This is a genomic window from Rhodoferax sp., from assembly GCF_028689305.1.
Lineage (GTDB): Bacteria > Pseudomonadota > Gammaproteobacteria > Burkholderiales > Burkholderiaceae_C > Rhodoferax.
This window is the reverse complement of the sequence record NZ_JAQTWM010000031.1, coordinates 22214-36354: the sequence shown is the minus strand read 5'-3', so window position 1 is coordinate 36354 and position 14141 is coordinate 22214. Positions and strand designations below refer to the sequence as shown.

General features: G+C 60.9%; 11 protein-coding genes. 6 read left to right on the top strand and 5 right to left on the bottom strand.

Annotated features, from left to right (window positions below; translation table 11 throughout):
* Positions 1-190: 190 nt before the first annotated feature.
* From PHW99_RS08575 to galE, 3 genes are read right to left on the bottom strand one after another with little or no spacing between them, the layout of a single operon-like run.
* On the bottom strand, positions 191-1660 hold the full coding sequence (locus tag PHW99_RS08575) for a mannose-1-phosphate guanylyltransferase/mannose-6-phosphate isomerase (protein WP_300175689.1): 1470 nt from the start codon (positions 1658-1660) through the stop codon (positions 191-193).
* A gap of 32 nt (positions 1661-1692) precedes the next feature.
* Positions 1693-2784, bottom strand: coding sequence for an NDP-sugar synthase (locus tag PHW99_RS08570; RefSeq protein WP_300175693.1), 1092 nt, complete (start codon positions 2782-2784; stop codon positions 1693-1695).
* A gap of 4 nt (positions 2785-2788) precedes the next feature.
* Positions 2789-3871 carry a UDP-glucose 4-epimerase GalE gene (gene galE, locus PHW99_RS08565; RefSeq protein ID WP_300175692.1) on the bottom strand — a complete coding sequence of 361 codons (1083 nt, stop codon included), beginning with the start codon at positions 3869-3871 and terminating at the stop codon, positions 2789-2791.
* A gap of 111 nt (positions 3872-3982) precedes the next feature.
* Here galE and PHW99_RS08560 point away from each other — a divergent pair, with 111 nt between their 5' ends.
* On the top strand, positions 3983-5200 hold the full coding sequence (locus PHW99_RS08560) for a M20 aminoacylase family protein (RefSeq protein ID WP_300175688.1): 1218 nt from the start codon (positions 3983-3985) through the stop codon (positions 5198-5200).
* Positions 5201-5265: 65 nt separating this feature from the next.
* Here the strand turns inward: PHW99_RS08560 and PHW99_RS08555 are convergent, their stop codons facing one another.
* Complete coding sequence (locus PHW99_RS08555; protein WP_300175687.1) at positions 5266-6114, bottom strand: SIS domain-containing protein; 849 nt, start codon at positions 6112-6114, stop codon at positions 5266-5268.
* Position 6115: 1 nt separating this feature from the next.
* Positions 6116-7570: a glucose-6-phosphate dehydrogenase gene (zwf, locus tag PHW99_RS08550; protein ID WP_300175686.1), complete on the bottom strand. Its 1455-nt coding sequence runs from the start codon at positions 7568-7570 to the stop codon at positions 6116-6118.
* 212 nt (positions 7571-7782) lie between these two features.
* Between zwf and PHW99_RS08545 the strand changes: the two genes are divergently transcribed.
* The 5 genes from PHW99_RS08545 (at position 7783) to PHW99_RS08525 (ending at position 14123) form a co-directional block, all read left to right on the top strand.
* Complete coding sequence (locus tag PHW99_RS08545) at positions 7783-8796, top strand: ABC transporter substrate-binding protein (RefSeq protein WP_300175685.1); 1014 nt, start codon at positions 7783-7785, stop codon at positions 8794-8796.
* Positions 8797-8836: 40 nt separating this feature from the next.
* A complete protein-coding gene (locus PHW99_RS08540; protein WP_300175684.1) occupies positions 8837-9847 on the top strand; it encodes an ABC transporter substrate-binding protein in 1011 nt (336 codons plus the stop codon).
* A gap of 111 nt (positions 9848-9958) precedes the next feature.
* Complete coding sequence (locus PHW99_RS08535) at positions 9959-12169, top strand: iron ABC transporter permease (RefSeq protein WP_300175683.1); 2211 nt, start codon at positions 9959-9961, stop codon at positions 12167-12169.
* A 22-nt stretch (positions 12170-12191) separates the two neighbouring features.
* Positions 12192-13238, top strand: coding sequence for an ABC transporter ATP-binding protein (locus tag PHW99_RS08530; RefSeq protein ID WP_300175682.1), 1047 nt, complete (start codon positions 12192-12194; stop codon positions 13236-13238).
* Positions 13239-13241: 3 nt separating this feature from the next.
* Complete coding sequence (locus tag PHW99_RS08525) at positions 13242-14123, top strand: EamA family transporter (protein ID WP_300175681.1); 882 nt, start codon at positions 13242-13244, stop codon at positions 14121-14123.
* Positions 14124-14141: the final 18 nt, after the last annotated feature.

Below are 14141 nucleotides of genomic sequence, written 5' to 3'. Positions count from 1 at the left end.
CAGTGAAACGCCTCTGCGCCAATGATAGTGCGGATTCCCGTGTGAAAGTAGGTCATCGTCAGGCTCTTATGCCTAAAACGCCCAATCAACGATTGGGCGTTTTTCTTTGAGTTGGCGGGATGGCAACCGTCCAACTTCAGGGGGTCAGTTCATTCCCTGGGCGATTCACTATCGAAGACAGGTTTCTACGTTAGCGCCCGTACACGTCCTCAAAGCGCACAATGTCGTCCTCGCCCAGGTACGAGCCGGACTGCACTTCGATCATTTCCAGCTCGACCCGGCCCGGGTTTTCCAAGCGGTGGGTGGTGCCCAGCGGGATAAAGGTGGACTGGTTCTCGGACAGCAAGAAGTTCTCGTCACCCTTGGTGACCTTGGCCGTACCGCTAACCACAATCCAGTGTTCGGCGCGATGGTGGTGCATCTGCAGTGACAGGGTGCCGCCGGGTTTAACCACGATGCGTTTGACCTGAAAACGCTCACCGGCATCCACACCGTCGTACCAGCCCCAGGGGCGGAACACTTTGCGGTGGATGTTGCCTTCGGGCCGCTGGTTGGTACGCAGGCGGTCCACAATCTTTTTCACTTCCTGGGTCTTGTCCTTATGCGACACCAGAATGGCGTCAGCAGTTTCCACCACCACCAAGTCGCTGACGCCGACGCAGGCTACCAGCCGGCTATTCGACAATGCCAGGGTGTTGGCGCAGTCTTGCAGCATCACGTCACCCTGCGCGACATTGCCATACTCATCCTTGGGCAGGACTTGCCAGAGGGCGTCCCAGGCGCCCACATCCGACCAGCCGGCGCTCAGCGGCAGCACCACCCCCGGCGGCAGGGCCGACGCTGGTGCCGCAGCGGTAGCGATGCGCTCCATGACCGCGTAGTCAATCGAATCGCTCGGGCACCGGGCAAAGGCATCCTTGTCAATGCGGACAAACTCGCCATCCACCCGGCGCCCGTCCCAGGCGGCCTGGCAAGCGGCCAGGATGTCTGGGCGGCATTGCGCCATGGCTGTCAGCCAGACCGAGGCCCGCATCATGAACAAGCCGCTGTTCCATGAGTAGTTACCGGCGTCCAGATAGGTCTGGGCGGTGGCTTGATCAGGCTTTTCAACAAACCGGGCAATCAGCTGGGCGCTGCTGGCCCCGGCGCTGGTGTCAAACAGGGGGCCGGCCTGAATGTAGCCGTAACCGGTTTCCGGTGCGTCCGGGGTAATCCCAAAGGTCACCACGGCGCCGGTTGCCGCCAGCATCGCGCCCTGGCTGACCGCTTGCTGGAAGGCCGTCACATCAGTGATGACGTGGTCGGCGGGCATCCCCAGCAGCACCGGGTCGGCGTTGTTCTGCGCTGCAGTCAGTGCGGCAATGGTGAGGGCGGGCGCGGTATTTTTGCCAAAGGGTTCAAGCACGATGGTGCCATTGTGGCCAAGCAGGCGCAATTGCTCGGCAATGACAAAGCGGTACTCTTCATTGCATACGACCATCGGCTCCGCCAGTGTGACACCCTGCACGCCATCCAGGCGGCGTATGGTGGCCTGCAGCAGGGAGTCCTGACCGATCAGGTGCAGCAGTTGTTTGGGGTATTTTTCGCGGGACAGCGGCCACAGGCGGGTGCCGGAGCCGCCAGACAGCACCACCGGCTGGAGTAAAACAGGGGGATTCATGTTGTGTGGGGCAAATGGGGAGATCAGTTAAATCAGGCGCGGGCATCACCCCAGCGCAGCTGGGCTGTTTCGTCACCCCGGTAAAGCGTCTGGCCGGAGCGATCCACGCAGTAGGTCGGCGACACAATCATTTCGTTGAATTGCATGTCTGCGGCAATCCGGGTGTATTCAAACAGGATGCTGCGCACCACCTTGGCGCCTGCTCGGATGTGGCTGCCGTGGCCAATCCAGCTCGGGCCGACGATGGTGGCACCTGGCTCGATCCTGACGCTGGAGCCGATATATACCGGGCCTTCAATGCTGACCTGGTCCCAGGGGATGGCGGTATTGAGTCCGACCCAGATGCCTGGCTTGACCTCACGCCCCGGCATGTTCATCTGCGCCACCTCACCGCGCAGCACCCGCTGCAGGATCGCCCAGTAGTCGCTGACCCGCCCGATGTCAATCCAGTTGAAGAAACGTTTCTGCGCGTAAAACGGTAGTTTTTTCGCCACCAGTTGTGGGAACAGTTGTGAGCCGATGTCGTAGACGCTTTCGGGGGGCACCAGATCAAGTACCTCGGGCTCAAAAATGTAGATGCCAGTGCTGGCCAGGGTGGACTTGGCGTCAGCCGGCGTGGGCTTTTCCTGGAACGATTGGATGTGGCCGGAGCCGTCAGCCACCACAATGCCGTAGTTCTGGACTTCGGCCAGCGGCACATCCAGTGCCACCACGCTGGCCATGGCTCCCTTGCTCTTGTGCTCATAGAGGGCAGCACCGATATCCAGGTCAATCAGCGCGTCGCCACACAGCACCAGGGTGGTGTCGTCAAAAAAACCGCTGAAGTCCTGGATGCGGCGCATGCCGCCAGCCGAACCCAGTGGCTTGGGCAGCACCTCGCCGTGCTCCATGGCGCCTTCGTAGGCGTAGCCGATTTCCACGCCCCAGCGGTGGCCATCACCAAAATATTGCTCGATCTTGTGGTGGTTGTGGGCCACATTCACCATGATTTCGGTGATGCCGTATTGGGCCAGGTGCTCCACCAGGTATTCCATCACCGGCTTGCCCAAGATCGGGATCATCGGTTTGGGCAGGTACTTGGTCAGGGGGCGAACCCGTGTGCCTTGCCCGGCCGCCAGAATCATGCCTTTAGCCATGGCCATGTGCTTTCTTTGTTGTCATTTCTCCACTCCCGTGCAATCTGTCTTGGATGCTGTACGGCGTACTATACCCACCCGGATTCGCTTCTTGCCAGCGCCAGGTATCGCGGCACATGGTGGCCAGATCCCGTTTCGCCTGCCAGCCCAGCAGTTCGCGGGCCAGGGTTGGGTCGGCGTAACAGGCGGCCACATCACCCGGGCGGCGCGGGGACAGACGGTAGGGCACTGGTCGACCGCTGGTTTGTTCAAAGGCATGCACCATGTCCAGCACGCTGTAGCCGGTACCGGTGCCCAGGTTCACGGCAAAACATTGGGCCTGGGTTTGCAGCCGTTGCAGGGCGGCCAGATGGCCTAGAGCCAGGTCGACCACGTGGATGTAGTCACGCACCCCGGTTCCGTCGGGGGTGGCGTAGTCATTGCCCCAGACGTTCAGGAACTCGCGTCGTCCCACGGCCACTTGCGCCACAAACGGCAGCAGGTTGTTGGGTACGCCCTGCGGATCTTCACCGATCAGCCCGCTGGCGTGGGCGCCCACCGGGTTGAAATAACGCAGGATGCCAATGCGCCAGGAGGCATCGCTGCGATAGAGGTCCTGCAGCATGTGTTCGATCACCAACTTGGTTTGTCCATACGGATTGGTGGCCGACAGTGGGTGGCCTTCGGTCAATGGCAGCTGTTGTGGGGCGCCGTACACCGTGGCGGATGAGCTGAAGACCAGGGTCCTGAGCTGGTTGGCCTGCATGGCTTGCAGCAGGCGCAAGGTGCCCAGCACATTGTTGTCGTAGTAGTTCAGCGGTTGCGTCACCGATTCGCCCACCGCCTTGAGCCCGGCAAAGTGAATGACCGCGCTGGCCTGGCTGGTTTTCAGCGCGGCGGTAAGTGCGGCCAGATCGCGGATGTCACCCTGGATAAAGGTCAGCGTTTTACCGGTGATGCGCTCCACGCGGGCCAGTGCCTCGGGCTGGCTGTTGCAGAGGTTGTCAAACACGGTGACTTCGTGTCCGGCGTTGAGCAGTTCCACGCAGGTGTGTGTGCCAATGTAGCCGGCGCCGCCTGTGACAAAGATCATGATGGGTTCATCGTCGTAACCATGGTGCCTTGAGTTTAGACTGAATACCCTGGCAAACCTGGGTGGTGTCAGAGGGGGTGATGGTGTGTGGGTTCAGTTGATCTGGAGAGAGTCATGACAATGTCGGTTCACGGCCGTGCGTTTGCGCACATTGCGGCGTTTCACCCGGAATTGACGGCCTTGCGGCGTGACCTGCACGCCCATCCGGAACTGGGTTTTGAAGAGGTGTACACCGCAGCGCGGGTCAAACAGGCGCTGGAGCTGTGTGGCGTGGACGAGGTGCATACCGGTATCGGCCGCACCGGCGTGGTGGCGGTGATCAGGGGGCAGTGCCAGGGCCGTGCCCGGATGATCGGCCTGCGCGCCGACATGGATGCACTGCCGATGACCGAACACAACGACTTTGCCTGGGCCTCGGCCAAGCCCGGGTTGATGCATGGTTGCGGCCACGACGGGCACACCACCATGCTGGTTGGTGCGGCACGTTACCTGGCCGAAACCCGCCGGTTTGATGGCACCGCGGTGCTGATTTTCCAGCCCGGTGAAGAGGGGTATGCCGGCGCGCAGGCCATGATCGACGATGGCCTGTTCGAACGTTTTCCGGTGCAGGCGGTGTTCGGCTTGCACAATTGGCCGGCCATGCGGCCGGGCACCATTGGTCTGAACCCGGGACCGATGATGGCGGCGGCCGACCGCATCATGATCGAGATCACCGGCCGGGGTGGCCACGGTGCCCACCCCTACCAGGCGGTGGACCCGGTGCTGGTGGCAGGCCACATCATCACTGCGGTGCAAAGCATCGTGTCGAGCAACGTCAAACCGGTGGACAGCGCGGTGATCAGCCTGTGCGCCATGCAGGCCGGCGACCTGGGCGCCATGAGTGTGATTCCCGGCACGGCCACCTTGGTGGGCACGGTGCGCACCTTCACACCGGCGGTGCAGGCGCTGGTGGAACGCCGGCTGCATGAGTTGTGCAGCGCGGTGGCCCAGGGGTTTGGCGCCACCGCCCGTGTGATTTATGAGCGGCTGTACCCGGCCACGGTCAATACCGCGGCGCAAGCCCACTTTGCCGCTGAGGTGGCTGAGCGCCTGGTGGGGGCCGATAACGTGGTGCGTGACCTGGAGCCGAGCATGGGGGCGGAGGATTTTTCCTTCATGCTGCGGGTGAAACCCGGCGCCTATCTGCGGTTGGGGCAAGGGGCGGACAACGGCCCGGGCCGTTGCCATCTGCACAATAACCGTTATGACTTCAACGACGAGGTGTTGCCACTGGGCGCGGCGCTGCATGCCAGTCTGGCCGAGCAGTTCATGCCCATGGCGTCAATTGATTAGCTATATAAATCATAGCTATCAATGCTTATTTGATCTGGGCTAGAGTTCAAAAAAGCTTGTAAAACTCAGGCATAACGCTTGCTGCGCAGATTGTTTTTCATGTCGCGCAGCAGCGGCTGCAATTTGTCGCCGCCAATGCGCAGGGCCACGCAGGTGGCCAAGATGTCCACAATCATCAGGTGCAGCAGGCGCGACACCATCGGGCTGTAGCGGTCATAACCTTCGGGGTGGTCGGCCGCCAGGTGGATGTGCCCAGCCGAGGCCAGCGGTGAACCGCTGGCGGTGATGACAATGGTGGTGGCGCCGTTTTTGCGGGCGATGTCGCAGGAGTCCATCAGGTCGCGGGTGCGGCCCGAGTTGGAAATCACCAGCACGCAGTCACCCGGCTGCAACAGGGAGGCACTCATCACCTGCATGTGGCCGTCGCTGTAGGCCACGCCGTTGATGCCGAGCCTGAAGAACTTGTGTTGGGCGTCCTGGGCCACCACGCCGGAGTTGCCGACACCAAAAAATTCGATACGGCGGCCGGACTGGTAAGCATTCACCAGTGCCACCACGGCCTTGTCGATGGCGCTGGCGGAGGCATCGTTACGGTACTTCAGGAACGCAGCCACGGTGTTGTCAATGACCTTGACCATGATGTCGCTGGTCTTGTCGTCCGCGTCGACACTGCGGTGGATGAACGGCACCCCTTCACTCACACTGCCGGCCAGCTTGAGCTTGAAGTCGGACAGGCCGTCGTAACCGACGCTGCGGCAGAAGCGAACCACGGTGGGTTTGCTCACATGGGCACGGTCGGCCAGTTCACTCACCGGCAGCAGGGCAAAACTGCGCGGGTCGCTCAGTACCAGTTTGCCCACACGTTGTTCGGCCGGGGCCAGGGATGGCAGGGAGGCTTTGATCCGTTCGAGCATGTCAGGACTCCTCACTCCAGCAAAAACCATCGCGGGCGATCATGGCGCTGGTGGCGCTTGGCCCCCAGGTGCCAGCCGCGTAGGGGCGTGGCCCCTGCGGGTCGGCCTGCCAGTGCGCCAGGATGGGCTCAACCCAGCGCCAGGCCTCCTCTTGCTCGTCACTGCGCACAAACAGGTTGAGCCGGCCTTCGATCACGTCCAGCAGCAGCCGCTCATAGGCGCCCACCCGTTCGGCGCCGAAACGCTTGTCAAAGTCCAGGTCGAGCTGCACCGGGGCCAGGCTGTTGGAGTGTTGGCGCTTGTCCTGTGCCTGGGCCAGCAGGTGCAATTCCAGCCCGTCCTTGGGTTGCAGGTTGATCACCAGCCGGTTGGCCTGGCCGATCTGGGCATTAAAAATGGCGTGCGGCGTCGGCCTGAAATTGACCACGATGCGTGCGTCACGTGCGGCCAGCCGCTTGCCGGTGCGGATGTAAAACGGCACGCCCGCCCAGCGCCAGTTGGCGATCTCGGTGCGCAGTGCCACAAAGGTTTCGGTGCTGCTGGCCGGGCTGACACCCTGTTCATCACGGTAGCCCGGCACTGGCAGCCCGGCGATGTTGCCGGCGCCGTATTGGCCGCGGATCACGTCCTGTGCCAGTGATTCGATGGCCCAGGGTTTGAGCGAACGCAGCACCTTGAGCTTTTCATCACGGATCGCATCGGCGTGGGAGTTGATGGGCGGCTCCATGCCAATGGCGCACAGCAGTTGCAAGGCGTGGTTTTGCACCATGTCGCGCAAGGCTCCGGTGGTTTCGTAGAACGCGCCACGTTTTTCCACACCCAGCTCTTCGGCGATGGTGATCTGGATGTTGGCAATGTGCTCGCGCCGCCACAGGGGTTCAAACAGGGCGTTGCCAAACCGCAGGGCAAACAGGTTTTGTACTGACGGTTTGCCCAGGTAATGGTCGATGCGGTAGATCTGGTCCTCGCGGAACACCTGGGCCACGGTGTGATTGATGGCGCGGTTGCTGGCCAGGTCATGGCCCAGCGGTTTCTCCAGCACCACCCGGGTCTGTGGTGTGTTGAGTCCGGCGGCGGCCAGTTGTTCAACGATGGTGGTGAACAGGCTGGGGGCGGTGGCCAGGTACATCACCACCGTGTCGGCCTGGCGCTGGGTCAGTTTGTCGCGCAGGTTGGCGTAGTGTTCGGGTCGGGACAAATCCATGCTGACAAATTCCAGCAGGGCCGAGAAGCGGTCAAACTCGTCGTTACAGGGTCGCTTGGCCAGTTCCACGGCGTCAAAGCGGGCCTGGATTTGGGCACGGTAGCGCTCGTCGCTCAAGTCATCGCGCCCGACACCGATGATGCGCGCCCCGCTGGGCAGGGTGCCGTGCCTGAAGGCCTGGAACAGCGCCGGCATCAGTTTGCGCCAGCACAGGTCGCCCGTGCCGCCAAAAAGAACAAGATCAAAACTCATGATGAAAAGGGAGTGTGGAGCAGGATAATCGTTGACGATTGAACGAGTGGTAATGTAACTTGGTTTCAAGTTATTGTTAATAAACGCGTAATTTTTTCTCATTTTTTTTGACGCGTCTCAGTGTTTTCCCGGGCTAATTTCTTTCATGAATCGAGATAAAGTGGTCTTGTAAATAAATTACCTGTCTGCTCATCCCTGTTGTAGGAGTCAAGATGAAAAAAACCGTTTTTGCTGGCGTAGCCGCGCTGGTCTGTCTGGGGGCGCATGCCGCCGGGCAGGTCAACATCATTTGTTCGGTGCAGGCTGAGCAGTGCAATTTGGTGCAGACGGTGTTTTCCCGCAGCACTGGCATCAAGGTCAGTCTGACGCACAAGGCTTCGGGCGAGGCGTTGGCGCAGCTCAATGCGGAAAAAGCCAACCCGAAAACCGATGTCTGGTATGGCGGCACCGGTGACCCGCACATGCAGGCGGCAGAGATGGGGCTGACCATGGCCTACAAATCGGCTTCGTTGCCGCAGTTGCGCGACTGGGCGCAGAGTCAGGCGCAGCAGACTGGTTACAAGACGGTTGGCATTTACTCCGGCCCGCTGGGCATCAGCTACAACACCGAGGCCATGGCCAAGAAAAAATTGCAGCCACCCAAGTGCTGGGCTGATCTGCTGGACCCCAAGTGGAAAGGTGAAATCCAGGCGCCCAATCCGAACACCTCGGGTACAGCCTATGTCGAGATCGCCACCCTGGTGCAGTTGATGGGGGAGGACAAGGCATTTGACTACCTGAAAGCTTTGCACAAAAACATCAGCCAATACACCCGTTCAGGTGCGGGGCCGGTGAAGAATGCGGCCCGTGGTGAAAACCTGATTGGTGTTGCTTTTGCCCATGAGGCCCCGGTGGAGGCCGCCAATGGTTTTCCGGTCGTGAGCAATACGCCGTGTGAGGGAACGGGGGCTGAAATTGGTTCGATGAGTTTGATTCAGGGTGCGCGAAACCTGGAAGAAGCCAAGCGTTTTTACGAATGGGCTTTGACGCCGGGGGCGCAAGAACTGGGGGTGGCGGCCAAGCAATTCCAGTTGCCCAGCAACAAGGCGGCCAAACTCGATGAACGCATGCCCGATTTTGCCAAGGCCAAAATGATCAAATACGATTACGCCAAATACGGCTCGTCAGCCGAACGCAAGCGCTTGATCGGGCGCTGGGAAAAAGAAGTCAACTCGCTGCCGCGTTGATAACTTGGCGTCATAGTTCTAGTTTTTTAGGAGCGTTGTTATGAAGAAGTTGTTTGTTGTGTCGGCTTTGGCTGCGGCCAGCGGATTTGCGCAGGCGCAAACCGTCAATGTGATTTGTTCGGTGCAAGCCGAGTGGTGCAACATGATTGGCACCGTGTATGCCCGTACCACCGGGACCAAGATCAATATTTCGATGAAGGGGTCGGGCGAGGCGCTGGCCCAGTTGATTGCAGAAAAAGACAATCCCAAGACCGACATCTGGTTTGGCGGCACGGGTGACCCGCATCTGCAGGCGGCCGAGCAAGGCCTGTCGCTGGAATACAAGTCGCCCACGCTGCCGCAGCTGCAGGGCTGGGCACAGCAGCAAGCTAAACAATCAGGCTACAAGACCGTGGGTATTTACTCCGGTCCGTTGGGGTTCGGGTACAACACCGAGTTGCTGGCCAAGAAAAAGCTGCCGATTCCCAAGACCTGGAACGACCTGCTGAACCCAGCGCTCAAAGGTGAAATCCAGGTGGCCAATCCGGCCTCCAGCGGCACGGCCTACACCATGGTGGCCACCCTGGTGCAGCTGATGGGCGAGGACAAGGCCTTTGAGTACCTGAAAAAGCTGCACAAGAACGTCAGCCAGTACACCCGCAGCGGTACCGGCCCGATCAAGGCGGCGGCGCGCGGCGAAACCACGGTGTCGATCAGTTTTGTGCACGATGCACCGGGCGAAAAAATCAACGGTTTCCCGGTGGATGCGATCACCCCTGCGGATGGCACGGGGGCCGAGATTGGCTCCATGAGCATCATCAAGGGTGCGCGCAACCTGGAAGCCGCCAAGAAGTTCTATGAGTGGGCGTTGACACCAGCGGCACAGGAAATGGCGGCGGCGGCCAAGCAGTTCCAGGTGCCTTCCAACACGGCTGCCAAAGTCGACAAGAATGTGCCTGACTTCAAGAAGATCAAGTTCATCAACTACGACTACGCCAAATACGGTGCGTCGACGGAGCGCAAGCGCCTGATTGCCAAGTGGGAAAAAGAGGTCAATTCCCTGCCACGTTAAGACGAGCCCGGTCTGAGGGCACCTCCTGACTTTCTTCCTGCCCGCCTCGCGTGGGGGCGAAGAAGGTGGGGAGTCGCGCTGATTGTTGTTGAAAGAAAAGCGGTACTCCCCGTGAATAAACATCCCAATCGAGCCATCCAGCTATGGCTCTTCGTCGGCCTGCTGGCCTATTTGATCTTGCCTTGGTATGCCATTCAGGACACCGCCTGGTACAGCGTCTTGCCCCAGGTGTTGGGTGGCGCTGAAACAGCCAGCGGCTTGTTGCAGGCTCTGGTGCATGGCCGGATCTGGCTGCTGTTTGGTTTGATGGGGCTGGGCATCGCCGCCGTTGGCCTGCGTGTCCCGGCGGGCAAATCACAAAGCCACTGGCTGCTGGCCGGTGGCTTGCTGGGCAGTCTGGGTTTGCTGCTCAGTGGCTTCATGATTGGCGCCAAGGGGTGGTCGTTCGGTGTGTTGAACGCCCAGTTGGGTGAACTGGCGGTGAATCAGTTCGGCATCGGTATCGGGGCTTTCCTGGCTTTTCTGGCGTTGGTGATGATCACCTCTTTCGGTATTGCCCGGCGTGGTTTGTTCAAGGGTGATCTGTTCATCGCCTCGGCGGTGGTGGGCTGTTCGGTGCTGCTGTTGCTGTTCATTGCCTTTCCGGTGACCAAGGCACTCTACGGGGCCTTCCTGAATGAGGAGGGGCACTGGGCCTGGTCGGCCATTTTCGAGCGGGTGGGCCATGAGCGGGTCTGGGGCCTGAATTGTCTGGTTGGTGGGGTGCGTTGTGGGGTGGCCTGGAACACCTTGTTTCTGGCTTTGCTGACGGCCACCGGCACTACCGTCATGGGCACCATGATGGCTTTGCTGGCCGAACGCAGCGCCGGGCCGCGCGTGCAGACACCCCTGCGTGTGGTGGCTTTGCTGCCCATCATCACGCCGCCGTTTGTGGTCGGTCTGGGTTTGATCCTGCTGTTTGGCCGCGCTGGTGTGGTCAACCAGGTGCTGGAATATGCGTTTGGCGTGGCGCCGACCCGCTGGTTTTACGGCCTGTTTGGCATCTGGATTGCACAGCTGTTTGCCTTCACGCCGATTGCCTTCATGATCATGCGAGGGGTGGTGCAGGGCGTGGCCCCCAGCATGGAAGAAGCCGCGCAGACCTTGCGTGCCGACCGGCAAAAGACCTTTTTTACCGTGACCTTGCCGCTGCTCAAGCCGGGCCTTGCCAATGCGTTCCTGGTCGGCTTCATTGAAAGTATTGCCGACTTCGGCAACCCGGTGGTGGTGGGCGGACAGTACTCGGTGCTGTCCACCGACATCTTCTTTGCCATTGTCGGGGCTCAATACGACCAGGGACGGGCCGCATCGCTGGCCTGGATTCTGACGCTGTTTGCCTTGGCCGTGTTTGCGCTGCAGCGCGGCTTGCTGGGCAAGCAGAACTACACCACGGTCAGTGGCAAGGGTGATGCCGGTATTCCAATGGCACTGCCTGACGGCTTGCGCCGTGTCCTGAACGCGGTGGTGTACCCGTGGCTGGCTTTCACCGTGGTGGTGTATCTGTTTGCGTTTGCCGGTGGTTTTGTCCAGACCTGGGGGCGCGACTACACACTCACATTGGCGCATTTCCGGACGGCTTTTGGCCTGGAGTGGGGACAGTATGGCCTGGTCTGGGCCGGCACCGCCTGGAATTCACTGTTCACCACGGTCAAGCTGGCGGGGCTGTCGGCGCCCATGACGGCGGCCGTGGGCCTGTTGATTGCCTATCTGCTGGCGCGCACCGAGTTCCGCGGTCAGGGCTGGTTTGAATTTGTGGCGCTGCTGGCTTTTGCCATTCCGGGGACGGTGCTGGGAGTGAGCTACATCCTGGCCTTCAACGTGCCGCCAGTGGAGTTGACCGGCACCGGCCTGATCATTGTGTTGTGTTTCATGTTCCGCAATTTGCCGGTGGGGGTACGCGCCGGAACGGCCGCGTTCAAGCAGCTTGACCGGTCACTGGATGAAGCTTCGCTGATGCTGCGGGCCTCCACGTTTCAGACCTTGCGCCATGTGGTGCTGCCGCTGCTCAAGCCCGCGCTGGTGGCTGCGCTGGTTTACAGCTTTGTGCGTGCCATGACCACGGTGAGTGCCGTCATTTTCCTGGTTACCGCCGAAAACGAGCTGGCCACCACCTACATCATTGGCCGGGTGGGCAACGGCGACTACGGCGTGGCGCTGGCTTATTGCACCGTGCTGATCATCCTGATGTCGCTGTCGATTGCCCTGATCCAGTTTCTGGTGGGCGAGCGCAAGCTCGGGCGGCGCAAAGCTGGCCTCAAGCTCAACGCAATGGCAGCCCACTGAACTTTACCCATAAGAGAACACGATGAACTACGGCGTTGAATTCAAAAATATCACCAAGCGTTATGGCATGGACACGCATGCCCCTCTGGTGATCAAGGGTGTGGACTTCGAGATCGAAAAAGGCTCGTTGACCACCATACTGGGACCTTCTGGCTGTGGCAAGACCACGGTGCTGCGCATGATTGCCGGGCTGGAAATGCCCACCGGTGGCCAGATCATCATGGACGGCAAGGATGTCACCACGCTGGGGCCCGCTGACCGCAACGTCAGCATGATGTTCCAGAGTTATGCCTTGTTTCCGCACATGAACGTGGTGGAAAACGTGATGTATGGGCTGAAGATGTCAGGTGTTGACAAAAGTGAAGCCATGCGCCGCGCCGTCGACACGCTGGGCAATGTGGGGCTGGTGGGTTATGACGAGCGCCTGCCCAGTGAACTCTCGGGCGGGCAGCAGCAGCGTGTGGCGCTGGCGCGGGCGCTGGTGCTGGAGCCCGGGGTGCTGCTGTTTGACGAACCGTTGAGCAACCTGGATGCCCGTCTGCGGCGCGACATGCGTGAAGAAATCCGCAGCCTGCAGCAGCGTCTACACCTGACGGTGGCGTATGTCACCCATGACCAGAGTGAGGCGCTGGCGGTGAGTGACCAGATCATCGTGATGAACGAAGGCCTGATCGCCCAGCGCGGGACCCCGCAGGACATGTATGAACGCCCCGGCAGTGAGTTTGTCGCTGGCTTCATGGGGGAGGCCATGCTGTTTCCGGGCGTAGCCGACGCAGCAGGTCAGGTTCAGCTGGGGCCCTTGTCGATCACCTCACGCCAAGCCGTGGGCGCTGGGGCGGTCAAGGTCGCTGTGCGGCCGGAGGCCTGGCACATTCACCGCGACGGTACCGGCCTGGCGGCGCAACTGCGCAAGCTGGCGTACCTGGGCAGCTTTTTTGAATACACCTTTGAGACCGCGCTGGGGCCGATTTTTGTCGTGTCGCCCGACCTGACGGATGTGTTGTCGGTGGGGGCAGATGTCGGCTTGACGCTGGCTGATCACGGAGTCTCGGTGGTGCAGGCGGTCTAGCCGGTGTCGGGCCTTGCGCTGGCGCTCATCCTGGTGGGCGCGCTGGTTCATGCCGGCTGGAATGTTGTCGCCAAGAAGGCCCATGGTGATGCCCGGTTTGTCTTTTTCACCGGCGTCCTCATGGCCGTGTTCTGGGCGCCGCTGGCCTTGTGGCTGGGTTGGCAGGTGGTGCCCAGCTGGGGCCGCACCGAGTGGCTGTGTATTGCTGCCAGCGGCTTTCTCCATTGGGTCTATTTTGTCTGCCTGCTGACGGGCTACCGAAAGAGTGATCTGACGGTGGTTTACCCACTGGCGCGCGGCAGCGGTCCTCTGTTGTCGTCCTTCGTCGCCGTGGTGGTGTTTGGTGAGTACCTGAGCACGCTGGGTGTTCTGGGCATTGGCGGCGTGGTGCTGGGCGTTTTCCTGATTGCTGGTGGCCCTGGCCTGTTTCGGGCCGCCCATGATCCGGCCCGTCGCCAGCGGGTGTTGACCGGGGTGTTCTGGGGGCTGCTGACCGGTGCGCTGATTGCGTCCTACACCGTGCTGGATGCCTATACCGTCAAGGTGGTTGCCATCTCCCCCATTCTGCTGGATTTCTGGAGTGATATCTTGCGCCTGCCGCTGGCGGCCATTCCGGTGCTGCGCGATCGGCGCGAAGCCTGGCGGCTCTGGAAACTGCAGTGGCGGTATGCCCTGGTTGTGGCGATTTTCAGCCCGGTGGCTTATGTGTGTGTGTTGTACGCCGTGCGGCTGGCGCCAGTCAGCCATGTGGCGCCGATGCGTGAGGTCAGCATGCTGTTTGCGGCCCTGATTGGCGGCCATCTGCTGGGTGAAGGTGACCGCCTGCCGCGTATCGCCGGGGCGCTGGCGATTGCGATCGGGGTCATGGCGCTGGCCTGGAGCTGACGCGCGAAGATGTTTGTT